21 protein-coding genes are annotated in these 23960 nt (G+C 73.2%); 15 read left to right on the plus strand and 6 right to left on the minus strand.

Annotation, left to right across the window (positions count from 1 at the left end; genetic code table 11):
• Nucleotides 1-157: 157 nt before the first annotated feature.
• The 5 genes from ACFV1W_RS08970 to ACFV1W_RS08990 all read right to left on the minus strand — a co-directional run bounded on the left by ACFV1W_RS08970 (nt 158) and on the right by ACFV1W_RS08990 (nt 4990).
• The gene (locus tag ACFV1W_RS08970) at nt 158-625 is read right to left on the minus strand and encodes a MarR family winged helix-turn-helix transcriptional regulator (RefSeq protein ID WP_380414480.1); all 468 of its coding nucleotides are present in this window, start codon (nt 623-625) and stop codon (nt 158-160) included.
• Between the two features lie 67 nt (nt 626-692).
• On the minus strand, nt 693-1178 hold the full coding sequence (locus ACFV1W_RS08975) for a MarR family winged helix-turn-helix transcriptional regulator (RefSeq protein WP_380414482.1): 486 nt from the start codon (nt 1176-1178) through the stop codon (nt 693-695).
• 103 nt (nt 1179-1281) lie between these two features.
• Nucleotides 1282-2253, minus strand: coding sequence for an aldo/keto reductase (locus ACFV1W_RS08980; RefSeq protein ID WP_380414483.1), 972 nt, complete (start codon nt 2251-2253; stop codon nt 1282-1284).
• A gap of 83 nt (nt 2254-2336) precedes the next feature.
• Nucleotides 2337-3287 (minus strand): aldo/keto reductase, encoded by a 951-nt coding sequence (locus ACFV1W_RS08985; RefSeq protein WP_380414485.1) that lies wholly within the window; start codon nt 3285-3287, stop codon nt 2337-2339.
• 137 nt (nt 3288-3424) lie between these two features.
• Nucleotides 3425-4990 (minus strand): MFS transporter, encoded by a 1566-nt coding sequence (locus ACFV1W_RS08990; protein WP_380414487.1) that lies wholly within the window; start codon nt 4988-4990, stop codon nt 3425-3427.
• Nucleotides 4991-5304: 314 nt separating this feature from the next.
• Between ACFV1W_RS08990 and ACFV1W_RS08995 the strand changes: the two genes are divergently transcribed.
• The 15 genes from ACFV1W_RS08995 (at nt 5305) to ACFV1W_RS09065 (ending at nt 20692) form a co-directional block, all read left to right on the plus strand.
• Nucleotides 5305-6099 carry an AfsA-related hotdog domain-containing protein gene (locus tag ACFV1W_RS08995; protein ID WP_380414489.1) on the plus strand — a complete coding sequence of 265 codons (795 nt, stop codon included), beginning with the start codon at nt 5305-5307 and terminating at the stop codon, nt 6097-6099.
• Nucleotides 6100-6146: 47 nt separating this feature from the next.
• Nucleotides 6147-6830, plus strand: a complete 684-nt coding sequence (locus tag ACFV1W_RS09000; protein WP_380414491.1) for an HAD family hydrolase — start codon at nt 6147-6149, stop codon at nt 6828-6830.
• A gap of 237 nt (nt 6831-7067) precedes the next feature.
• On the plus strand, nt 7068-8051 hold the full coding sequence (locus ACFV1W_RS09005) for a zinc-binding alcohol dehydrogenase family protein (protein WP_380414493.1): 984 nt from the start codon (nt 7068-7070) through the stop codon (nt 8049-8051).
• 252 nt (nt 8052-8303) lie between these two features.
• Nucleotides 8304-8519, plus strand: coding sequence for a hypothetical protein (locus ACFV1W_RS09010; RefSeq protein WP_380414495.1), 216 nt, complete (start codon nt 8304-8306; stop codon nt 8517-8519).
• Nucleotides 8520-8568: 49 nt separating this feature from the next.
• Entirely contained in the window at nt 8569-9912 is a 1344-nt protein-coding gene (locus tag ACFV1W_RS09015) for an LLM class flavin-dependent oxidoreductase (RefSeq protein ID WP_380414497.1), read from the plus strand.
• A gap of 56 nt (nt 9913-9968) precedes the next feature.
• Nucleotides 9969-11138: a pyridoxal phosphate-dependent aminotransferase gene (locus ACFV1W_RS09020; protein ID WP_380414499.1), complete on the plus strand. Its 1170-nt coding sequence runs from the start codon at nt 9969-9971 to the stop codon at nt 11136-11138.
• Entirely contained in the window at nt 11128-12093 is a 966-nt protein-coding gene (locus ACFV1W_RS09025) for a 3-methyl-2-oxobutanoate hydroxymethyltransferase (protein ID WP_380414501.1), read from the plus strand. The genes ACFV1W_RS09020 and ACFV1W_RS09025 overlap by 11 nt, the downstream gene beginning before the upstream one ends.
• Entirely contained in the window at nt 12090-13376 is a 1287-nt protein-coding gene (gene ectB / locus ACFV1W_RS09030) for a diaminobutyrate--2-oxoglutarate transaminase (RefSeq protein WP_380414503.1), read from the plus strand. Before ACFV1W_RS09025 ends, ectB begins: the two co-directional genes overlap by 4 nt.
• A complete protein-coding gene (locus ACFV1W_RS09035) occupies nt 13373-14368 on the plus strand; it encodes a diiron oxygenase (protein ID WP_380414504.1) in 996 nt (331 codons plus the stop codon). Before ectB ends, ACFV1W_RS09035 begins: the two co-directional genes overlap by 4 nt.
• Nucleotides 14368-15609, plus strand: coding sequence for an MFS transporter (locus ACFV1W_RS09040; protein WP_380414505.1), 1242 nt, complete (start codon nt 14368-14370; stop codon nt 15607-15609). Before ACFV1W_RS09035 ends, ACFV1W_RS09040 begins: the two co-directional genes overlap by 1 nt.
• A gap of 41 nt (nt 15610-15650) precedes the next feature.
• The gene (locus tag ACFV1W_RS09045) at nt 15651-16523 is read left to right on the plus strand and encodes an NAD(P)-dependent oxidoreductase (RefSeq protein WP_380414506.1); all 873 of its coding nucleotides are present in this window, start codon (nt 15651-15653) and stop codon (nt 16521-16523) included.
• Complete coding sequence (locus ACFV1W_RS09050; protein WP_380414508.1) at nt 16520-17911, plus strand: ATP-grasp domain-containing protein; 1392 nt, start codon at nt 16520-16522, stop codon at nt 17909-17911. The genes ACFV1W_RS09045 and ACFV1W_RS09050 overlap by 4 nt, the downstream gene beginning before the upstream one ends.
• Entirely contained in the window at nt 17908-18396 is a 489-nt protein-coding gene (locus tag ACFV1W_RS09055; protein WP_380414509.1) for a flavin reductase family protein, read from the plus strand. Before ACFV1W_RS09050 ends, ACFV1W_RS09055 begins: the two co-directional genes overlap by 4 nt.
• 29 nt (nt 18397-18425) lie before the next feature.
• The gene (locus ACFV1W_RS09060) at nt 18426-19679 is read left to right on the plus strand and encodes an acetyl-CoA carboxylase biotin carboxylase subunit family protein (RefSeq protein WP_380414511.1); all 1254 of its coding nucleotides are present in this window, start codon (nt 18426-18428) and stop codon (nt 19677-19679) included.
• Complete coding sequence (locus ACFV1W_RS09065; protein ID WP_380414512.1) at nt 19679-20692, plus strand: ketopantoate reductase family protein; 1014 nt, start codon at nt 19679-19681, stop codon at nt 20690-20692. Before ACFV1W_RS09060 ends, ACFV1W_RS09065 begins: the two co-directional genes overlap by 1 nt.
• 1 nt (nt 20693) lies before the next feature.
• Here the strand turns inward: ACFV1W_RS09065 and ACFV1W_RS09070 are convergent, their stop codons facing one another.
• The gene (locus ACFV1W_RS09070; RefSeq protein WP_380414514.1) at nt 20694-23711 is read right to left on the minus strand and encodes a BTAD domain-containing putative transcriptional regulator; all 3018 of its coding nucleotides are present in this window, start codon (nt 23709-23711) and stop codon (nt 20694-20696) included.
• Nucleotides 23712-23960: the final 249 nt, after the last annotated feature.

Raw genomic sequence — 23960 nt, forward strand, 5'->3', positions numbered from 1 at the left:
CCGGATCATGAGATGTCCGGCGGTCGGCGTACGGCGCCGGACCGGTGCCCCGCGCCCGGGTCCGGACATGGGAAAGGCCGCCCCCTCGGCGCCCCGGGTGGTGATCGGGCGTCCAGGGGGCGGCCTTCCGCCCGGTCTCGTACTGGTGTCGCGCTGGTCAGTCGGTCTTGCGCAGCGCCGCCGCCGAGCGTTCCAGCAGCTCGCGCAGCTGGGCCTGCTCGGTGTCGTCGAAGGCGTCGGTGAGCCGCTGCTCGACGCCGCGGGCCAGTGTGTCGGCCTTCTTCGCCAGTGCGCGGCCGGTCCGGGTGAGCTTGGCCACGAGGACCTTCTGGTGCACGCTTGAGGTCTCACGAGTGATGAGGCCCTTGTTCTCCAGGTTGGTCAGGATCGTCGTCATGGTCTGCGGCGTGACCATGCACTCCCGGGCCAGCTGGGCCCCGGACATCCCGGACGACTGCTGGAGCACGAGGAGGGTCACGTACTGCGGCACCGTCAGGTCGACGGTGCGCAGCGCCCGCGTCTTCTCGCCGATCAGCGCCTGTTCCGCGCGCTTGATGGCATGGCCCAAGCGGTCGTGGAAGTCGAGCGGTGCCGAGGCCGGCTGGTTGGAACTGTTTTCGGTCACAGTGATCGCATCCCTGACTACCCCCCTCTGTGGATTATTCGGACTTTAAGGTACATCAGTGGGCTGATCAGTCGCTACGCACGAACTGATTCGAGCCAGCCCGATCGGCGTCCGGGGCGGTTACCGCCGCCACGGCGCGCCGCAGCAGCGAGCGGAACACCACCACCTCCTCCGCGAGGAACGAGCTGACCAACCGCTGCTCGGCGGTCTCCTCGGCCGCCTCGCCCTGTACGGCGAGTGCCCGCCCCTGCTCGGTCAGTCGCGCGGTGAAGACGTGCGAGTGGACCGAGGAGACCTGGCGCCGGACCAGCCCGCGCGCCTCCAGTGACGCCAGCCGGGTGGCCATGGTCTGCGGCGTGACCAGGCAGTGCCGGGCCAGCTGCGCACCGGAGGCGTCGGGGTGTTCGGCGAGGACGCGCAGGGTGAGGTACTGCGGCACGGTGAGGCCGACCGAGCGCAGTGCCCGGCCGCGCGCGGACATCATGGTCTGCTCGCACTGCTTGAGGAGGTGTCCCAGCCTGGTGGAGGGGACGTCCTGGTCGGTGGGAGCCACGGGGGCCTCCTCGGTGGTCGGAACCTGAGCTGCTACTCAGAACCTTAATACTTCGTAGAGCCCTGAGTTACAACTCGGAAAACGAACTCGTCTGCGGGACAAGTCAGTAGCGGGTTCCCACCGGAGCCGGGAGAGAGTCCAATTCGGCCAGATCGGCGATACTCAGCCGGACCTCGGCGGCCGCGGCGTTCTGCTCGATGTGGATCCGGCGGGTGCTGCCGGGGATCGGCACGACGTGCTCGCCCTGGGCCAGCGTCCAGGCCAGCGCGACCTGGGCGGGGGTGGCGGAGTGCCGCGCGGCGATCTCCTTGATGCCGTCCGCGATCCGCAGGTTCTGGGCCCGGGCCTCCTCCTGGAAGCGCGGCAGCCGGGCCCGGAAGTCGTCCTGGTCAGGCGCGTTGTCGCCGTCGAAGCGGCCGGCCAGGAAGCCGCGGCCGAGCGGGGAGAACGGCACGAAGGCGGCGCCGTGGGCCTCGCACCAGGGCAGCACCTCGGCCAGCGGGTCGCGGCTCCACACCGACAGTTCGGACTGGACGGCGCCGACCGGGGCGATCGCGTACGCCTCGTCCAGCTGGGTGGCGGAGACCTCGGAGAGGCCCAACTGCACGATCTTTCCGGCCTGCTGGAGTTCGGCCAGGGCGCCCCAGCTCTCCGCGAGCGGGACCCTCGGGTCGACCCGGTGCAGGTAGTAGAGGTCGATCCGGTCGGTGCCCAGGCGCCGCAGCGAGCCCTCCACCGCGGCGCGCAGGTGCTCGGGGCGGCCGTCGGCGGCCACCTGCACCGAGCCGAGGCGGGACTCGGGGCCGGCCTTCAGGCCGCCCTTGGTGGCGAGCACCACGCGCTCGCGCAGGCCGCCCCGGAGCGCCTCGCCGAGCAACTCCTCGTTGGTGAAGGGGCCGTAGAGGTCGGCGGTGTCGAGCAGGGTGATGCCGAGGTCGACGGCGTGCCGGATGGCGCCGATCGACTCCTGGGGGCTCTGCAGCTGGGAGGTGTACACCCAGTTCATCCCCATGCAGCCCAGGCCGATCGGGCCGACGGCTGGGCCCGCGGTGCCCAGGGTGCGCTGCTGTGCCATGGAAGGTCTCTCTCTCGTGGTTGGTGCGGTTCGGGGGGTGGAGCCGTGGGGGAGGAACGTGGGGGAAGTGAGGTGGCGGTGCGTCAGTAGCGCGAGCCGACCGGGGCCGGGGCGGAGTCCAGTTCGGTGAGGTCGGCGTCGGAGAGCAGCAGGTCGGCCGCGCCGGCGTTCTCGGTGAGGTGGCCGAGGCGCTTGGTGCCGGGGATCGGGACGACCTGCTCGCCCTGGGCGAGGGTCCAGGCCAGCGCGACCTGCCCGGGGGTGGCGCCGTGCCGCTCGGCGACCCGCCGCAGGGTCTCGACGATGGCGAGGTTGGCGGCGAAGGCCTCCCGGGCGAAGCGCGGGTTGGCGGTGCGGTAGTCGTCCGGGGCGAAGGCGTCCGGGCTGGTGTAGCCGCCGGTGAGGAAGCCGCGGCCGAGCGGGGAGTACGGGACGAAGGCGGCGCCGTTGGCCGAGCACCAGGGCAGGACGTCGTCGAGCACCTCCCGGCTCCACAGCGACAGTTCGGTCTGCACGGCGGCCACCGGGTGGACGGCCCGGGCGGTGTTCAGCTCGTCCACGCCGACCTCCGACAGGCCGATGCCGCGGACCAGCCCGGCCTCGACCAGCTCGGCCATCGCGCCCCAGGACTCCGCCAGCGGGACGTCAGGGTCCACCCGGTGCAGGTAGTACAGGTCGACGTGGTCGGTGCCGAGGCGCTTGAGCGAGGCGCGGATCGAGGCGTGGATGTGCTCGGGGCGGCCGTTGCGGTACATCGGCCGGTCCGGCTCCTGGACGAGCCCGACCTTGGTGGCCAGCACGGCGCGCTCGCGGCGGTCGGCCAGGGCGCGGCCGAGGAGCTCCTCGTTGGTGTGGGGGCCGTAGACGTCGGCGGTGTCGATCAGGGTCATGCCCTCGTCGAGGGCGCGGTGGACGACCCCGACGGAGGCGGTCTCGTCGTAGCCGCCGGTGGTGTAGAAGGCGGTCATTCCCATGCAGCCGAGGCCGATGGCCCCGACGCTGAGGCCGGTGGGGCCGAGTTGACGGCTGTGCACGATCTTTCCCTTTCGAGGGTGCAGGAGGGTACCCGGGGGCCGGGGCGAGGGGGTTCAGCCGGAGCGGTCCGGGCGGGGCGGCGGGTTCACCGCGCCCCTCCCGGACCGGTCGCTCGACTGATCCGCGCGTCGGGGCGTCAGTGCCCGGCGCCGACGGGCTCGGGGGTCTCCTCGGGCTCCGCGGCGATCACCGCGGCGGGGGCGGCGGCCTTGCGGTCCCGGAGCATCACGGCGATCAGCGGGGCGCTGAGCGCGGCCACGCCGGCCAGGATCCAGAGCACGGTGCGCAGCGCGTCGGTGTAGCCGTCGGCGAGGAAGGTGTGGAAGGCCTGGCGGCCGGCCTCGGCGACACCGGACTCCGGGTCGGCCAGGTTGCCCTGGGCGACCTTGGCGGCGAGCCCGTCCGGGTTGCCGGTGAAGCCGCTGCCGTAGGAGTCGAGGTTCTCGGAGAGGTTGGAGCTGACCAGGCTGACCAGGACGGAGCCCATGCCGGCGATGGCGATGGCCTCACTGGCCAGGCGCATGGTGTTGAACATGCCCGCGGCCATACCGGCGCGCTCCGGCGGGACGGAACCGATCGCGGCGCCGTCCAGCAGGCCGAAGGAGATGCCGACGCCGGTGCCGATGATCAGGAACGGGCCGATCAGGCCGGCCACGCCGACGCCCGGGTGGATGGTGGTGAGCCAGGCGGCGCCGCCGGCGACCAGCAGCAGGCTGACGGCCAGCAGGTTGCGGACCGAGATCTTGCGGGAGAGGTGCCCGGCGATGATCGGGAAGACCAGCACGGGGGCGGTGAGCAGCAGCATCACGGCGCCGGCCTCGGAGCTGGTGAAGCGGTTGGCGCCCATGAAGTAGGAGGGCAGGAAGACCAGCAGGCAGACGAAGCCGAAGGCGAGCGCGACCGGCACGAAGCAGATCGCCACGAAGCGGCCCTGGGTGAACAGGGTCATGTCGAACATCGGGCGCTCCTGGCGCAGTTCGACCAGGACGAAGAGGGCGAGCAGCAGCACGAAGCCGGCCAGCAGGCCGAGCACGACGGGGCTGGCCCAGCCTTGCTGGGGGCCTTCGACCATGGCGAGGGTGACCAGCGCGAGGCTGGTGGTGAAGGTGACGGTGCCGCCCCAGTCGACGCCGCGGGCGCCCGGGTCACGGGACTCGGCGATGCGCGGCAGGGCCAGCAGCAGCGCGAGGTCGATCGCGGCGTGCAGCAGGAAGACCGAGCGCCAGCCGAAGGAGGAGACCAGCAGGCCGGAGGTGGAGGGGCCGAGTGCGAGGCCGACTCCGAAGGAGGAGCCGAGGACGCCGAAGGCCTTGGCCTGCGCGGGGCCGGAGAAGGTGGTGGCGAGCACGGCGCTTCCGGCGGTGAGCACCGCGGCGGCGGCCGCACCGGCCAGCAGGCGGGCTCCGTCCAGCAGGTAGATGTTGTTGCTGACGCCGCTGACCAGGGAGCACAGGCCGAAGAGCGTGATGCCGATGCCCAGCATCCGGCGGCGGCCGACCAGGTCGGCGATGGCGCCGCAGGCGAGCATGAAGCTGGCGAAGGTCAGGTTGTAGCCGTTGACCACCCACTGGAGCGGTCCGAGGCCCGCGCCCAGGTCGGTGGCGATCTTCGGCAGGGCCACCGAGGCGCCGGTGAGCGAGGCGGGGAGCAGCCCGCCGGCGATGCACACCGCGGCGAGCGTGGTGCGTGGGTAGCTCTTCATGGGTCGATGACTCCGATGTCGATGATGTCGATGAGTTCGATTGGGAGCAAGCACCCTGTTTGATATCAGGGTTCTTACTTACGGCAGGGGACGCTATAGGTTCGGCGCGGCGGGAGTCAAGGCGGTCCGGAACCGGTGTTCTGGATACTTGGGAAACTCTTGATGTGAAACAGGGTCGTAAGCTGAGTACGGATACTGATACTGTCCTGACGTCTGGCCTCCCGTCAGGAAGGCGGGAGGGGACTGTCATCCGGGCCTGTTTGCCTGGTCAGAGACGCGCGCCAAGCGCACTTCACGTGTATGGGGGCATTGCCATGACGCATCGGACCGAGGTTCTGTACCTGGTGGGCGACCGTTTCGGGGCGCTGGCCGCGAACGACGGGGTGGCCACCGCCGGCGGGTTCGTCAAGGAGCTGCAGGCGGGGCGCTACAGTGACCCCGAGCTGCGTCTGACGCTCATCAACGGTCAGGGCATGAGCTCCTACGAGTGGGACTGGGTGGCCCGTGAGATCGCCCGTTACGGCGCCGCCGACCGCATCTCGGTGCCGGAGCTGCTGCCGAACCTGGCCTACCGGGACGAGGCGCACAAGCACCGCGAGCAGAACGTCCTGATCGCCGGGCTCCGCCAGATCGACGCGCTGCGCTATCAGGCGGACCTGAGACTGGACAACGACAACGAGCTGCTCCTGGACCACACCACCGGGCAGCACATCCAGGGCATGATCATCATCGAGGCGGCCCGGCAGATGTTCCTGGCAGTCACCGAGCGTTTCTACGCCTCGGCCTGGCCGGAGCGGCAGTACTACTACGTGATCAAGAGCTTCGACACGGACTTCGAGAACTTCCTGTTCCCGCTGGACGCCACCGTCGACTACGAGATCCTCAAGGCCGGCATCGACAACCCGGAGCGGCTGTCCTTCGGCGTCGAGATCTCCGTCAACCAGGGCGGCTCCCGCGCCTCGCTGTCCCGGGTCGAGTTCACCGCCTTCGAGAGCGACCTGATCTCGCAGAAGGAGGGCAAGCGCGCGGCCCGCACGGTCGAGCAGGTCCGCCTCGCCCGTACCGGGCAGGAGCGGGACGACGAGCTGACCGGCGTCGGCTCGGTCTGACCGTGCCGACCGCCCCCGGACGCCATGACGAACACCAGGAGCACCCAGTGACCCTCCCGACCGGCCCCGCGGCCTTCTTCGACGTCGACGAGACCCTGATCAACGTCAAGAGCATGTTCGACTTCCTGGCCTTCCGGTACCAGGTCGAGGGCAGGCCGGAGTCCGACTACGCGCGGGACCACGGCGCCCTGCGCCGGCTCGCGGAGCAGGGCGTGCCGCGCGAGGAGGTGAACCGGGCGTACTACCGGCTGTTCGCCGGCGTCCGGGAGGCCGAACTCGCCGAGCAGGGCGAGCAGTGGTTCCGGCGGCGGGCCGAGGCGGGGGAGTTCTTCCACGCCCCCGCCCTGGCCGCCTTCCGGCGCCACACCGAGCAGGGCCACCACACCGTCCTGGTCTCCGGGTCCTTCCCCGGCTGCCTGGACCCGATCGCCCGCCACGTCTCGGCCGACACCGTCCTGTGCAGCCGCCCGCTGGTGGCCGACGGGATCCTCACCGGTGAACTGGAGCGGCCGATGATCGGCGCGGCCAAGGCCGTCGCCGCCCGCGAGCTCCTCGACCGGGCGGGCTTCGACCCGGAGGAGTGCCACGCCTACGGCGACCACTCCTCCGACCTCGACCTGCTCCGACTCGTCGGCCACCCCACGGTGGTGGGCGACGACCCGGTGCTGGCCGAACACGCCGAGCGCGACGGCTGGGCCCGGCTGCCCGGCCACGGCGCGTCGCAGCACTGACCGACCGACCATCCCACCCTCGCGCCCGCCCGGGTTCCCCCGGCCCGGGCGGGCGCGCCCCGACCGACCGGACCGCTGATCGGCGGCTCGACGCGCCCGGAACCGGCGCGAAGCAGCTCGAAGCGGCCGAAGCGGTCCACCGAAGTACCCCGAAGTCCGCCGCAGTACCCCGAAGTACCCGGCGGCATCCAGCAGTTCACCCAGCTACGCAGCAGCACAGCAGCCAGGAGGCTTTCCATGCGCGCCATCCGTTTCGACAGCTACGGCGGCCCCGAGGTCCTGACCCTCGTCGACGTCGAGGTCCCCGAGCCCGGCGCGGGTGAGGTCTCGATCGACGTCGAGTACGCGGGCGTCAACTTCGCCGAGGTGATGTTCCGTCGCGGCCAGTTCCAGCCCGGCACCCCGCACGTCCCCGGCCTGGAGGTCACCGGCACCGTCCGCGCCGTCGGCGAGGGCGTGACCAACCTGCGCCCCGGCCAGCGGGTCGCCGCGCTCACCCTGGCCGGCGGCGGCTACGCCGAGGTCGCGGTGGCCCGCGAGCGGCTGACCGTCGCGCTCGACGGCGAGCTGGACGCCATCCCCGCGCCCGTCGCCGCCGCCTTCCCCTGCAACCTGCCGGTCTCCTGGGCGATCCTGCACGACGTGGCCCGGGTCCGCGAGGGCGAGAGCGTCCTGGTGCTGGCCGGCGCCGGCGGCGTCGGCAGCGGCGCCGCGCAGATCGCCCGCAACCTCGGCGCCGGCGCCGTCCACGGCGCGGTGAGCAGCGCCGGGAAGGCCGCGTTCGCCAAGGAGAAGTTCGGCTACGACGAGGTGCTCACCTACGACGAGCTGGAGCAGCGCATCCCCGAGCTGACCGGCGGCCGCGGCGTCGACATCCTGCTGGACTCGATCGGCGGACCGGTCCGGGCCAAGGCCCTGGACCTGCTGGCCCCGCTCGGCCGCCACGTCGTCTACGGCAACGCCTCGCAGCAGGACCACACCTACGAGGCCAACCAGATGTGGTACACCGCCAAGACCGTGGCCGGCTACAACATCGGCGGCCTCGCCGACCAGCAGCCGGACCTGGTCCACGGCCACCTGGTGGAGGCCGCCCGCCAGCTCGCCACCGGCGCCGTCCGGATCGAGACCACCGAACTCGCCCTTGAGGACGCCGTGAAGGCCCACGAGATCCTGGAGCGCCGCGACTCGACCGGCAAGTTCGTCCTGCGCGTCAAGGCCTGACGCCCGGCACCCCACGCCCGGTGCCCGGTCCCCTCGACATCCGAGGGGGCCGGGCACCGTCGCGTTTCCCGCCCGGACGGGCCCTGGCGCAACCCCCTACTGGAGTCCTTCTGATCGCCTTTCGATGCTCCGGCGCCGATCGGGTCGCGTGGAAGGTGGTTGGAAAGCGCACCGGACTGGACTGTTCCCAGCCGGGGCCGCCCGGCGGGACGACCGGGGAACCACACCCGGAAGCACATGGGGGAGAGCGCAATGACGAAGACCCGGATCCTGACCCGCGCCCTGCTCGGCCTGGCCGCCGGCGCGATGGCGGTCCTGGCCGTCGCCGGTACGGCCGGCCAGTCGGACGACGACACCCACTGGGGCCTGGCGAGGGCGACGGACGACACCCACTGGGGTCTGACGGCGCTGCCCTCCGACGACACCCACTGGGGCGTGACCCGGGAGACGTCCGCACCCGGCGCATGAGCGACCCGGCGAATCGGCACGATCGGCAACCGACAGGGAGGGAAAGGTCATGGGCGGGACACGACGGATGATGAAGCTGGGGGCGTTCATGCTCGTCCCCGGGTACCACGTCGCCTCCTGGCGGCACCCGACGGCGCGCGCGGACGGCGGTCTGGACTTCAGCCACTACCGGGACCTGGTGCGCACCGCCGAGCGGGCCAAGTTCGACATGTTCTTCGTCGCGGACGGCGTCGGCATCCGCACGCCGTACCAGGACGCGGACGAACTCAGCCGCTGGGGCCGGTTCCTGCAGTTCGACCCGATCACCCTGCTGTCCGCCCTGTCGGTGTCCACCGAGCGGATCGGGCTGGCCGCGACCGCCTCCACCACCTACAACGAGCCGTTCCACCTGGCCCGCAAGTTCGCCTCGATCGACCACCTGAGCGCCGGGCGGGCGGCCTGGAACATCGTCACCTCGGTGACCGACGCCGAGGCCCGCAACTTCAACCGGGAAGCCCAGCCGGACCACGCGGTCCGCTACCACCGGGCGCGCGAGTTCATGGAGGTGGTCACCGGCCTGTGGGACAGCTGGGAGGACGACGCCTTCCTGTACGACAAGGACGGCGGGCGCTTCTTCCAGCCCGAGAAGCTGCACGTCCTCGGTCACAAGGGCGAGCACTTCTCGGTCGCCGGACCGCTCAACGTCGCCCGCCCGCCGCAGGGTTACCCGGTGCTGGTGCAGGCCGGCGCCTCCGCCGACGGCCAGGACTTCGCGGCCCGGTGGGCCGAGGTGATCTTCACCGCCAGCCAGACGCTGGAGGAGGGCCGGGCCTTCTACCGGGCGATGGGCGAGCAGGTCCGCGGCCACGGCCGCGACCCGGAGCAGGTGAAGATCATGCCGGGGCTGTTCCCGGTGGTCGGTCGCACCCGCGCCGAGGCCGAGGACAAGTACGCCGTGCTGCAGGAACTCGTCGACCCGGTGGTCGGGTTCGGCCTGCTCACCCAGCTGCTCGGCGACGTCGACGTCTCCGGCTGCCCGGTGGACGGACCGCTGCCCGAACTGCCCGAGACCCAGGGCAGCACCAGCCGGCAGCGGCTGGTCTACGACAAGGCCCGGCGCGAGGGGCTGACCATCAAGCAGCTCTACCAGTCCGTCTCCGGCGGCCGCGGCCACCGGGTGCTGATCGGCACCCCGCAGGAGATCGCGGACGCGATGGAGGAGTGGTTCACCGGCGGGGCGGCCGACGGCTACAACGTCATGCCGCCGGTGCTGCCCGACGGCCTGACGGACTTCGCCGACCTCGTCGTCCCCGAGCTCCAGCGCCGGGGCCTGTTCCGCACCGAGTACGAGGGCACGACACTGCGCGACCACCTCGGGCTGGACCGCCCCGCCCACGGCGCGGCCCGCAACTGACGTACCGGAGCTCCCTGAACGACGTCCGCCATCCGATAAGCGAGGAGCACCCGAGCATGCCGTCACTGGCGCGAGACCTCAGAGAGATTCCCCCCTCCCCCCTGGTCCGGGTGGAGGAACTGCTCAGCCGCAGCGGCGACCTGGCCCCGATCGGCCTGCACCAGGGCAAGACGGTCTTCGAGCCGTGCGCCCGCCCCCGGCCGTGGAGCCCCGCGGAGTTCGCCACCGCCTCCCACCAGCACGCCCCGCCCGGCGGCGTCCGGCAGCTGCGCGAGGCCTTCGCCGAGCACCTGTCCGCCCGCCGCGGCAGCCCGGTCGAGCCGGCCCAGGTGCTGGTCTCCAACGGCGGCACGCACGCCGTCTCGGTCGTCCTGCACGCGATCCTCGACCGGGGCGACGAGGTGCTGGTGCTGTCCCCGCAGTGGCTGTTCGCCACCGGCCTGGTGTGGGCGGCCGGCGGGGTGCCGCGCGAAGTGCCGGTCTTCCTGGAGCTCAGCGCCGACCCGGGCTTCGACTTCCTCGCGGTGATCGAGCGGGCGGTGACCGGCCGCACCCGCGCGATCTACTTCAACAACCCCAACAACCCGACCGGCTACCGGCTGACCGACGCCCAGCTGGAGGCGCTCACCGCGCTGGCCGAGCGGCACGACCTGTGGCTGATCGCCGACAACGCCTACGAGAACTACGACTTCACCCGGGCCGGCTTCACCGACCCGGCGACCGTCGGGCGGGCCGCCGAGCGCACCTTCTCGGTGTACAGCTGCAGCAAGACCTACGCGATGCCCGGCGCCCGGGTGGGCTTCCTGGTCTCGCCGCCCGGCCTGGCCGAGCCGCTGACCAAGTGGTCCCTGCACTCGCTCTACTCGGTCTCCAGCGCCGCCCAGTTCGCCGCGTACGAGGCGCTGCGCACCCCGGCCGAGGAACTGGCCCGGCGCCGCGACCGGGCCGCCGCGGCCTGGTGGCTCGCCGACTCCAAGCTGGAGGTCCCGCACACCAAGGTCTCCGGCGGTCTGTACACCTTCCTGGACCTGGCCGGGTACGGCGACGGCGAGCGGTTCGTCCGCCGCTGCGCCGAGCTGGGCGTGGGACTGGCCCCCGGCCGGGTGTTCGGCGCCCACTGCGCCGACTGGGCCCGGCTCTGCTTCACCGCCGCCCAGCCGCAGCTGGTGGCGGAGGCGATCGACCGCATCAACAAGATCTACGGGGAGGGCATCGATGAGCACTGAGACGGCGGTCCTGGATCATTCCGGCATCGCTCCGTTCCTGCGCCGCTACTCCGCTCCGGCGCGCGTCGGCCTCAAGGTCAACGCCTACCGGGGCTACGAGGTGGAGGGCCTCGCCGGGGCACTGGAGACGCCCGAGCTGGTCGACTGCCCGCTGGAGTGCGTGATGGTCGGCGACTCCTACTTCATGACCCACCTGGGCCGGTCGAGCACCGTGCTGGCGGACGACGCCGAGCGCGAGTGGGCGCTGGCCACGCTGGTCGGGCTGGTGGCGGAGGTGCGCAAGGCGCTCGACTCCTCCTTCCCCGCGACCCGCCGGCCCTTCCTGCTGGCCGACCTGCCGGACGGCGCGACCGCGAGCCCCGCGGCCGCCCTCGCCGCCGGCGAGCGGTTCCGGGCGGCCGGCGCCGACGCGGTGAAGGTCGAGCTGGCCGGCGACGGCGACCTGGACTGCCTGGAGGCGCTCGCACTGACCGGCGGCACCACCCTCGGCCACCTCGGCTACACCCCGCAGCGCGGCGAGCTGAGCCGGCACGGCGACAGCGTCGAGGGCGCCGAGCGGATGTTCGCCCAGGCCCGGCGGGTGCGGGACGCGGGCGCGGCCGGCCTGATCGTCGAGATGGTCAGCGAGCCCGTCAACCAGGCGCTGAGCCGTCCGGACCGGGACGGGATCCCGCTGTACTCGGTGTTCAGCGGCCGGGCCGAGTGGGGCGGGCAGAGCCTCAACATCTGGGACGCGGTGGTCCGCCCGGCCCGCGGCGGCCGGTTCTTCCCGCCGACCGCGGTGATCGAGGCCGCCGACGCGCCCGCCGCCTACACCCCGGAGCTGATCGCGGACCGGATGCGGGAGCTGATCGGGCTCACCCTGGACGGCCGCTTCCCGCTCTCGCCGCGCACCGCCCTGACCCCCGAGGAGACCGCCCGGATCTCCGCGACCGAGCCCTGGAGCGCCCGATGACCACGACCACCCCCGCCGGTACGGCGGTGTTCGACCAGCTGGAGTCCGAGATCCGCACCTACTGCCGGCGCTTCCCGGCGGTGTTCACCCGGGCGAGCGGGCACCGGATGTGGGACGAGGACGGCCGCGAGTACCTGGACTTCCTCTCCGGCGCCGGCGCGCTGAACTACGGTCACAACCCGGCCGCCGCCCGTCAGGCGCTGGTCGACTACCTGCTCGCCGACGGCCCGGTGCACGGCCTGGACCTGCACACCGGCGCCAAGCGCCGCTTCCTGGAGCGCTTCCAGGAGGTCGTCCTGGCCCCGCGCGGCCTGTCGTACCGGGTGCAGTTCACCGGCCCGACCGGCACCAACGCGATCGAGTCCGCCTTCAAGACGGTCCGCAGGGCCACCGGGCGCACCGGCATCATCGCCTTCACCGGCGGCTTCCACGGCCTCTCGCTGGGCGCCCTCGCCGCCTCGGCCACCGCGTTCAAGCGCGGCGCGGCGGGCGTCCCGCTGGGCAACGTGGTGCGGATGCCGTACGAGGGCTTCGCGGGCGAGGGCGTCGACACCATCGACTACCTGACCCGGATGCTGGACGACCCGGGCAGCGGCATCGACAGGCCCGCGGCCTTCGTGGTGGAGACCGTGCAGGGCGAGGGCGGCCTGAACACCGCGAGCCCGGAGTGGCTGCGCCGGCTGGCGCAGCTGGCCCGGGAGCGCGACATCCTGCTGATCGTCGACGACATCCAGGCCGGCTGCGGCCGCACCGGCACCTTCTTCAGCTTCGAGGAGTCCGGGATCACCCCGGACCTGGTCTGCCTGTCCAAGTCGATCAGCGGGTACGGGCTGCCGATGGCGCTGGTGCTGGTCAAGCCGGAGCTGGACCAGCTCGGGCCGGGCGAGCACAGCGGCACCTTCCGCGGCAACAACCTGGCCTTCGTCACCGCGACCGCCTGCCTGGACCACTGGGCCGACCCGGCCTTCGCCGAGGGCCTGGCCGAGCGGGTCGAGGTGCTGGACGGCCTGCTGGCCGACCTCGCGCGCCGGTTCGCCGCGCTCGGCTGCACCCCGCGCGGCCGGGGCCTGATCCGCGGCCTCGGCTTCACCGACCCGGCCCTGGCCGACAAGGTGTCCCGCGCCGCGTTCGCGGCCGGACTGCTGGTGGAGACCACCGGTGCGAGCGGCCAGGTGCTCAAGATCATGCCGCCGATCGTGCTGGCCGAGGACCGGCTGGTGCACGGCATCACCCTGCTCGCCGACGTCATCGACGCGGTTTCCCGCAAGGAGGAGGACCGTTGACCGACCTGCTGCCCGACACCGACACCCCCGAGGCCACGGCCGAGGACGGGCACGAGCACGCGCACGGCATCGACGAGTCGGTACTGCGCCGGCTCGCCAACTCCTGGCCGCGCCGGGCCACCGTACGGACCGACCTGGACAAGGTCACCGATCCCGACCCGGACGAGTACGACGCCGCGCTGCCCGACTACCCCGAGCGGCTGCTCCCCTTCGCCGAGCACCCGCTGTGGCTGGCCGCCACCCCGGAGCAGCGGCAGACCGTGCAGACGCTGGCCTGGCTGGTCTACAACGAGCGGGTCATCGCGGCCGAGGAGTACGTCGCCAACCCGACCTTCGCGATGATCATGCACGGCGTCTTCCCCGGCGCCGACGGCGTGCACACCAAGCGGGCCGTGCAGCAGACCCACGTCGACGAGGTCTGGCACACCTACATGCACATGGTCGCCATGCAGCGCACCCGCGAGCTGCGAGAGGTGACCGTCGAGCCGGCCTACCCGCACACCGTCACCTACCGCCGGCTGCTGGAGGCCGAGGCCGAGGTGTCCGAGAAGTGGGAGCGCGACCTGCTCAAGCTGGTCTGGACGACCGTCTCGGAGATCAGCGTCAACGCCTACCTGGAGCTGCTCTCCCGGGACGAGACCGTGCAGCCGCTGCACGCCCTGGTGCCCCGGCTGCACGCCCGGGACGAGTCCGCCCACTCCTCCGTCATGGTCGAGGTCGCCAAGGGCCTCTACACCCACCTGAACCAGGAGCAGCAGCGGGCCTTCGTGAAGGCCCTGCCCGAGGCCCTCAACGCCTTCGTCGCCCAGGACTTCGCGGTCTGGCCCGGCATCCTGAAGCACGCCGGGTTCGAGAAGGCCGACGAGATCGTCGAGGACTGCCGGCGCGCCGCGGGCAACAACCTGCTGGTGCGCGACTTCTCCGGGATCCGCCGGATCGTGCGCGAGATGGAGCTGACCGACCTGGTCGACTTCGACTTCGGGGCGGAGTGATGCGGCGGCCGGTCGGTCTGCGGGAGCTCTCCGCCGAAGGGCGCCGACTGGCCCTGGCCGCGCTCGTCCAGTCCCTGGGCATCGGCCTGTTCACCGCCAGCTCGATCGCCTGGTTCACCCGGCACGTCGGGCTGAGCGCCAACCAGGTGGCGACCGGCCTGGCGGTGGCCGGCGCCGCCGCCCTGGCCGGCTCGCTGCTGGCCGGGGTGCTCGCCGACCGGCACGGCGCCCGGCAGGTGCTCGCCACCGTGTACGCCGGGCGCGGACTGTGCTTCCTCGCCTTCGCGTTCGTGACGGACCTCTGGCAGTACCTGCTGGTCACCCTGTTCTCGGTGGCCTTCGACCGGGCCGGGCCGCCGGTGCTCCAGGCACTGGTCGCGGCCGCGCTGCCGGAACAGCGCGACCGCAGCCGGCTGCTCGGCCTGGTCAACGTGGTGCGCAACATCGGCCTGGGGCTGGGCGCGATGGCCGGCGGGGTGACGCTCACCCTGGACACCGTCGAGGCCTACCGGATCACCATGGTGCTGATCACCGCGGCGTTCCTGGGCGGTGCCGTCCTGGTGCTGCGGGTGCCGGCCCCGGCCCGGCCGGCCGCCGTCGCGCACCGCCCCGGCGACGGCCCCCGGGCCCTGCCGGACCGGCACTACCTGGCCCTGACCGGCCTCAACTTCCTGCTCTCCTTCTTCGACGTGCTGCTGCTGGTCGCGATGCCGGTCTGGGTGCTGGACCACACCAGCGCGCCGCACGCGATGGTGTCGGTGCTGTACGCGCTCAACACCGTGCTGGTGGTGGTCGCCCAGCTGCCGGTGAGCCGGCTGGCCGACGAGGTGCGGCGCAGCAGCCGGATGCTGCTGTGGGGCGGGGCGGCGATGGCCGTCTGCAGCCTGTGCTTCGCGGCGGCGGGCGCGGTGCACGGCGGGGCGTCGATCGCGCTGCTGGTGCTGGCGATCGTGGCGCTGTCGGTGGGCGAGGTGGTCAGCACCTCGGCCACCTGGAACCTGTCGATCGTGCTCGCCCCGCCGCAGGCGCGCGGCCGCTACCTGGCGGTCTTCGGCCTCGGCCTGGCCGGGCAGCGGGTGCTCGGGCCGGTGGTGGTCACCGGGCTGCTGCTCGGCTCGGGCGCCGTCGGCTGGATCGGCGCGGCCGCGGTCTTCGTGCTGACCGGAGCGGCGGCCGAGCGGGTCGCGCTCGCCGGGCACGCCCGACTCCCATCCGGCGAAACCGAGTTGACGAGACCTTGAGTGATGACGACCTGATGGAAGCGAACGGAGGGACACCGACCATGCGGATCGGATTCGCCGGACTCGGGACCATGGGTGGCGGCATGTGCCGGCGCCTGGCCGAGGCCGGATTCGAGGTGGCGGTCTTCGACCTGGACACCGCCGCCGCCGGGCGGGCCGCCGAGCAGCCCGGTATCACCGCCGTCACCCGGCCCGAGGAGCTGGCCGCGCCCGTCGTGGTCACCATGCTGCCGGACGGCGCCGCCGTACGGGCGGTCGCCGAACGGCTGCTGCCGGCCATGGCGCCCGGCTCGGTGCTGGCCGACACCGGATCCAGCGACCCGGGCGACACCCGCGAACTGCGGGAACTGGCCGCCGGGTTCGGCGTGCACGTGGTGGACGCCCCGGTCTCCGGCAGCCCGGCCGCGGCCCGGGGCGGCGAGCTGACCCTGATGGCGGCCGGCGACCCCGGGCCGCTCGACCTGGCCGAGCCCGCGCTCACCGCCCTCGGCCGGGTGTACCGGGTCGGCCCGTCCGGCGCCGGCCACGCGCTGAAGGCGCTGAACAACCTGCTCTCCTCGATCAGCCTTGCCGCGACCGCCGAAGTCCTGCTCGCCGGGCGGGCGTTCGGCCTCGAACCGGCGGTGATGCTGGAGGTGGTCAACGCCTCGACCGGCCGCAACCACGCCTCCGAGACCAAGTTCCCGGCCCACGTGCTGACCGGTGGCTTCGACTCCGGCTTCGCGCTGCGCCTGATGCTCAAGGACCTGCGGATCGCCGACCGGCTGCTCGACGACGCGGGTGGCCGCTCCGACCTCGGCCGGGCCTGCCGGGCGATCTGGGAGCAGGCCCGGGCCGAGCTGTCGCAGGACGCCGACAACGTCGAGGTGGTCCGCTGGCTGGAGGCCGCGGCCGGACGGGAGCTGCGGGCATGACCGGGACCGAGGGGACGGTCGCCACCGAGGAGAGGGCCGGCACCGGGGGCAGGGCCGACAGCGACGCGGCGGCCGCGCCGCGGATCGCCGTCATCGGCGGCACCCCCGCCACCCTGCGCAAGGTGCGTGCGGCCGGCTTCGAGATCGTCTGGGTGTACGGCCCGCAAGAGCTCGACCCGGCCGGCCTCGCCCACGTGGCCGAGGCCCATCTGGTCGATTACCGGGAGCCCGCCGCCGTCGCCGAACTGCTGGCCACCGTCCACCGGTTGCGCCCGCTGGTCCGGGTGGTCTCGATCATCGAGGACGGCCTGGAGCCGGCCGCCGCCGCGACCACCCGGCTCGGCCTGCCGGGCAACGGGCTGGAACTCGTCCAGGTGCTCCAGGACAAGCTGGCCTTCCGCACGCTGCTCGCCGAGCGCGGCGTCGACGCCGTCGCGGCCCGGATCGGGCACACCGCCGCGGACATCCGGGCCTTCGTCGCCGAGCACGGCCCGGCGGTGATCAAGCCCCGCTACGGCTCCGGCAGCCTCGGGGTGCGGTTCGTCGAGGACCTCGCGGCCGCCGACGAGGCGGGCGCCTGGGCGGCCGGGTTCGGGCTGCACTCCTTCCTGATGGAGCAGTTCCTGTCGGGCACCGAGATCAGCGTGGAGACCTTCAGCTTCGCCGGCCGGCACGTGGTGCTCGCGTACACGGCCAAGGAGAAGCTCGCCTCCTTCGTCGAGGTTGGCCACACCCAGCCCGCCCCGCTGGAGGCGGACACCGCCCGCCGGGTCGAGGGGCTGGTCCGCTCGATGCTCGACGCGGTCGGCCTGACCGACGGGCCCGCGCACACCGAGGTGATCATCACCGAGCAGGGCCCCCGGCTGGTCGAGTCGCACAGCCGGCGCGGCGGCGACCGGATCACCGACCTGGTCCAGCAGGTGTACGGCATCGACACCGACGCGCTGGCCTTCCTCTGGTACGCCGGGCGCACCGGGCCGGTCGAACCGGGGGAGCCGGCCCGCGGCGCCTCGATCCGCTTCCTGACCGCCGAACCGGGCGTGGTCGACGCGGTCGAGGGCCTGGCCGAGGTGCTCGCCGACCCGGACGTGGTGGACGCCTCCGTCTCGGTCGGCCCCGGCGACACCGTGGTGCCCATCGCCTGGTCCTACGACCGCTGCGGACTGGTGCTGGCCCGCGGCCGGGACGGCCGTGAGGCGGCCGAGCGGGCGAGCGCACTGGCCGCCCGGATCGCGATCCGGACCTCGCCCGCCGAGACCGGTCCGCCGGTCCGCACCCTGGCCACCATCGCCGCCCGCCCGGACCGGCTGGTCGGCGCCGCCCCGGGCCCGGGCACCGAGCCGGTACCGGCGGCGTCCACGGGTGAGGCCGCCGGAGCCGCCGGATGAGCGTCGACGAGCAGGAGTTGCGCAGCGCGCTGCGCCCGCACGCGGCCGGGATCGCGGTGCTCACCGGGCCCGGGCCGGTCGGGGTGACGATCACCTCCTTCACCTCGGTCAGCGCCCGGCCCGCCCTGGTCTCCTTCGCCCTGGCCGAGACGTCCAGCACCTGGCCGCACGTCCGGGACAGCGAGTGGTTCGGCATCCAGCTCCTCGGCGCCCGCCAGCAGGAGCTGGCCCGGCTGTTCGCCACCCCGGGCGCCGACCGCTTCGGCCCGGACACCCGCTGGCACCCCGGACCGCACGGGGTCCCGCTGCTCGACGGCTGCCTGAGCTGGCTGGTCTGCGCCCGGCACGACGTCCGTACGGTGGGCGACCACCACCTGGTGGTCGCCGCCGTCGACGAGGTCCGGCAGGGCGAGCCGGGCGACAGCCTGGTCCATCTGCACGGCGTCATGCGGCCGGTGGCCCAGCCCGACCTGGTCCGGAGCTGACCCCCGCCCACCACCCGACTGGAGGAGCAATGGAGACGGAAGCACAGTCGCGGCAGCACCGCGCCGCCGGAGTGGCGGTCGCCGCCCGGCACGTCCTGGTGCTGGTGGACAGCGACCACGCCGACACCCCGTACGACGTCTGGGCGGCCGAGCTCGGCGTCCGGCTGACCCTGCTGGTGTCGGCCGAGAAGTACCCGCAGTACGCCCACCTGCCCGAGGCCCGGCCGATCGTCGGCTACCACGGGAGCAGCGAACTGGAGCGGGTGGCCATGGAGTTGGCGGGCGAGGGGTTCGCCGCGGTGATCGCCCGCGGCGAGCGGGACGTGCTGCGGGCCGCCCGGCTGCGCGAGCTGCTCGGCCTGCCCGGCCAGCACTGGGACAGCGCCCTGCCCTTCCGCGACAAGGTCCTGATGAAGACGGTTCTGCGTGAAAAGGGCCTGGAGGTACCGGAGTTCGCGCCGGTGCGGATCGCCCTCGACCTGTTCGGCTTCATCCGGGAGCACGGCTACCCGGTGGTGGTGAAGCCGGCCCTGGGCTCCGGCTCCAAGGGCACCTGCGTGCTGCGCGACGAGGCCGACCTCACCGCACTGCTCGCCGAGGGGCTCCCGGACCACGCCGAGGTGGAGCGCTTCGTCGACGGCCGGATGTACGTCGTCGACGGCCTGGTCGCCGAGGGCCGGCTGTCCGCCGTCTTCGTCTCCCACTACCTCAACGACTGCCTGACCTTCCACTCCGGCGGCTACCTCGGATCGGCCCAGCTCACCCGCGGCGAACCGATGGTGGACCGGCTGATCGAGTACGCCGAGACGGTGCTGGCGGCGCTGCCCACCCCCGAGTGCACCAACTTCCACCTGGAGGTCTTCCGCACTCCCGACGACCGCCTGGTGCTCTGCGAGGTGGCCAGCCGCACCGGCGGGGCCCGCACCACCGGTGCGATCCGCGCCTGCACCGGCTTCGACCTGGACCGGCGCTGGTTCGCCGCCCAGCTCGGCGAGCGGATCGCCCCGGGCGAGGAACTGCGCGGCGCGGCACCGGGGGCTTCCGGCGGCTGGGTGCTCTTCTACCCGGGCAGGGGCCGGCTGGCCGCGCTGCCGAAGGACCCGCCGTCCTTCGTGGTCGAGGAGCGGATCAAGGGCGTGATCGGCCACCGCTACCACGGCGGCGAGAAGTCCGGGGACTACCTCGGCGGCTATGTGATCATTGGCCGGGACGCGGACGAAATCGCGGCGAACGCCGAGGAGTTGGCCGCGTGGTACGCGGGCGGGATCAGCTGGGAGGACTAGTGGACAAGCGGTACATCGTGATCGGCGCCGGGGCCGTCGGCGGCGTGGTCGGCGCCCGGCTTCACCGGGCCGGGCACCGGGTGGTCCTGGTGGCGCGCGGCGACCACGGCACGGCCCTGCGCGAGCGCGGGCTCACCGTGCACGGCCCGGCCGGGGCGGAGACCGTCCCCGTCCCCGTGGCGGCCGGACCGCACGAGGTCGAGCTGCGCGAGGGCGACGTACTGCTGCTGGCCGTCAAGACCCAGGACACCGGGGCCGCGCTGGCCGACTGGGCCGAGCAGCCGGTCGGGCCGGACGGCGGCCGGGCCGGCGCCCGGCTGCCGCTGGTGTGCCTGCAGAACGGGGTGGAGAACGAGCGGCTGGCGCTGCGCCGCTTCCGCCGGGTGTACGGCGCCATGGTGGTGCTGCCGGCCGCCTTCCTCACCCCCGGCGAGGTGCGCACCTGGTGCGGGCCGCGCACCGGCGTGCTGGTCCTGGGCCGCTACCCGGAAGGCGCCGACGACACCGTCCGGGCGATCGCCGCGGACCTGACCGCGGCCGACTTCCGGGCGGTGGTCGCCGAGGACGTGCTGCGCTGGAAGTACGGCAAGCTGGTCAACAACCTGGCCAACGCCGTCGACGCGCTGTGCGGGCAGCGGCCCGGCGCGGAGTCCGGCGAACTCGCCGTCCGGGCCCGGGCCGAGGCCGTCGCGGTGCTGGAGCGCTCGGGCATCGCGTACGCGGCCCCCGCCGAGCTGGCCGAGCTGCGCCGCGGCGCGGTCGACGAACTGCCGCCCGGCGGCGGGGCGGGGCACGGCTCGACCTGGCAGAGCCTCAAGCGGGGGGTCCGGTCCGCCGAGGTCGACTACCTGAACGGGGAGATCGTGCTGCTCGGCCGCGGCTGCGGGGTGCCGACGCCGGTGAACGAGCTGTTCCAGGACCTGGTGAACCGCTGGGCCCGGGAGGGCCGCGAGCCCGGCAGCCTCGCCCCGGCGGAGCTGGCCGGACTGGTCGGCCAGGTGGACGCGTCGTAGGTCAACAGCCGTCCGGGTGCTCCCGGGACCGGCCGGTGCCGGCGAGCAGCTCCTCGGTGCGTTCCAGCCAGGGCTTCGAGCCGAGTTCGGCGAACAGCGTCCGGCAGGCCGTCAGGTGGCCGGCGGCCTCGGCGCGGTCGCCCCGATCGAGCGCGATGCCGGCCAGCGCGTAGCGCGAGCGGGCCTCCACGGCCCGCTCGCCGACCTGCTGGGACAGGTCCAGCGCGCGGGTCAGCGCGTCCACCGCGCCGTCGAGCCGGCCCTCCTGCTGCCGTACGGTGCCGAGGCCGTGCAGTGCGTACGCCTCGCCGATCCGGTCGCCGCCGGCCCGGACGATCCCCAGGACGTCCTGCAGCGCGTCCTCGGCCAGGTCGGTCCGGTCGGCCGACAGGTGCAGCTCGGCGAAGCGCTGGAGCACCTGGGCCTCCACGCGTACGCAGCTCTCCGCCCGGCAGATCACCAGGGCCTGCTCCAGCATGGTGCGGGCCCGCTCGGTGCTGCCCGCGCTCATCCACCAGCCGGCCAGGCTGCGCAGGATGTGGGCCTCGCCGATCCGGTCGCCGACCAGCCGCATCACGGCCAGCGCCTCGTCGTACTTCTCCCGCATCGCCAGGTCGTCGCCGCGCACCCCGTCGAGGAAGGCGTCGTTGCGCAGCACCAGCGCGCGGCCGTGGTCGTGCCCGGCCGCCTCGAACAGCTCCCGGGCGAGCGCGAAGTGCTCCTGGGCCTGCTCGTGCCGGGTCTGGAACATGTGCAGGGTGCCCAGCGAGTAGAGCATCGCGGCCTGGCCGACCGGGTTGCCGGCCCGTACCGCCACCTCCTGGGCGAGCCGGGCGGTCTCCTCCCAGTCGTCGAAGTGCCCCTTGGCCTCGAACAGGGTGACGGAGGTGAGCGCGAGATCCCAGCAGAGTTCGTCCAGCCCGGCCGCGGCGGCCTGCCGGACGGCCGTCACCAGCGCCAGCCGTTCGGTGTCCCAGCCGTCCACCCCGGCGCCGGCCGGGCCGGTGGCGGAGGACTGCGGCGGCCGCCAGCGCTCGGCGCGGCCGTGGATGACGGTGTAGTCGCCGCCGTACTCCCGGCGGTGGGCGTCCTCGGCCAGGGCCAGCCAGCCGCCCAGCATCCGGGCCAGCGCGGCCTGCCGCTCGGCCGCGCTCTCGGTCGCCGTCAGCTGCTCGTGGGCGTAGGCGCGGACCAGGTCGTGGAAGCGGTAGCGCGGCCCCGGCCGGTTCGGGTACTGGACGATGTCCATCACCTGGGCCTCGACCAGCAGGTCGAGGGTGTCCTCGGCGGTGACCGGGTCGGTGTCCAGCAGCGCGGCCGCGATCCAGGCGGGCGCGTCGGGCAGCTGGACCAGCGAGAACAGCCGGAACAGCCGCTGCGCGGAGGGCGGCAGGGCACGGTAGGTGAGGCTGATGGTGGAGCGCAGTTCGAGCCCGTGGTGGCTGAGTTCGTCCAGCCGCTGGCGCTCGTTGCGCAGCCGCTGCACCAGCCGCTCGACCGGCCAGTGCGGGTGCGAGGCCAGCCGGGCCCCGGCGATCCGCAGCGCCAGCGGCAGCCCGTCGCACAGGTGCACCAGCTCGACGGCGGTGTCCAGCTCCGCCTGGACCCGCGCCCGGCCGATGATCCCGGCCAGCAGGTCCAGCGCGTGGGACATCTCGAACACCTCGACGTCCACCTGGTGGATGCCCGGGACGCGGGCCAGCCGGGCCCGGCTGGTCGCGAGCACCGCGCAGCTGGCGCTGCCGGGAAGCAGCGGCGTCACCTGCTCCGCGCTGGTCACCCCGTCCAGGACCACCAGGACCCGGCTGTCGGCCAGCCGGCTGCGGTACATCTCGGCCCGCTCCTGGGGGTCGTCCGGTATCGCCTTGGCCGGCACGCCGACCGCCCGCAGGAAGCGGGCGAGCAGCGTCCCGGTCCGGTTCTCGCCGTCGCCGGCGCCGCCCGCCTCGGCGGTCGGGGTGTGGAGGTCGGCGTAGAGGTGGCCGTCGGGGAAGTGGGCGCCCGCCTCGTGGGCGGCGCGGACGGCCAGCGCCGACTTGCCGACGCCGCCGGGGCCGCAGATGTTGACGATCGGCACCGCGTAGCCGGGTGCCTGGGCGCCGGCGGAGGGGACGATCAGCTTCTTGATCTCGTCGAGCTGGCCCCGGCGGCCGATGAAGTCACTGATGCTGGCGGGGAGTTGGCGGGGGGTGAGGCGGAACGCGGTCTCCGCGGGCGGCGCGGCGGGCGTCGGTGGCTCGGCGGGGGCGCGGCCGTCGCGGCGCACCGGCAGGTCGAGCTCGGGGGACTGGTTGAGGATCGCGCCTTCCAGCTCCCGCAGCTCCTGCCCGGGCTCGATGCCGATCTCCTCGACCAGCGCCCGGCGCGCCCGCTGGAACGCCTCCAGGGCGTCGGCCTGCCGGCCCGAGCGGTACAGGGCCAGCATCAGGTGCCCGTACAGCCGCTCCCGCAGCGGGTGGCGGGCGGTCAGCGAGGCCAGTTCGGCGCTGAGCTCACCGTGCCGGCCGAGCAGCAGGTCGAGCCGGACCCGCTCCTCCAGCACCGTCAGCCGGCGGTCGTTGAGGTGGGTCGCCGAGCGCTGCGCCAGCTCGCCGGGCACCCCGTCCAGGGCCGGGCCGCGCCACAGCGCCAGCGCCTCGCGCATCGTCGCCGCGGCCCGCTCGGTGAGGCCCGCGCCGCTCTCCCCCCGGGCGAGCGCGACCAGCCGCTCGAACTCCAGGCTGTCCACGTCCTCCGGCTCCAGCTCCAGGGCATAGCCGGGGGAGCGGGTGATGATCGCCCCCGGCCGTCCGGCCCGGGCGAAGCGTTTGCGCAGGGTGGAGACGGCGACCTGGATCTGCCCGCGGGCCGTCGTGGGCGGCGCGTCCCCCCACACGGCGTCGATCAGTTGTTCGGTGGAGACCGTCCGGTTGACGTTGAGTCCGAGCATCGCCAGGACCACCCGCTGCCGTGGTCCGCCCAGGTCGAGCGAGCGCTTCTCGTGGACCAGTTCGACCGCCCCCAGCAGCCTTAGCAGCATGCTTCCTCCCCGTCAACCGGAACGCGCCCAGCGTATTGGTATACACCAGATTCCCCCGTGGGCACTACAGTCACAGCATTAACCGGACAGCCCCCGCCGAGGGTTTCCGTGCACCCGGCGAATTCTCGCCATATCCCCGGCGCTATCGTACGCGATGCGCTGCTGACCATTGGGGACGCAGATTCTTCGTGCACGTCTACGGCTTCCGGCGGGGAGGCCCCGGATTCGTTGATCGATCCGTGCGGCGCG

Source organism: Kitasatospora sp. NPDC059648 (genome assembly GCF_042734825.1).
Taxonomy (GTDB): Bacteria; Actinomycetota; Actinomycetes; order Streptomycetales; family Streptomycetaceae; genus Kitasatospora.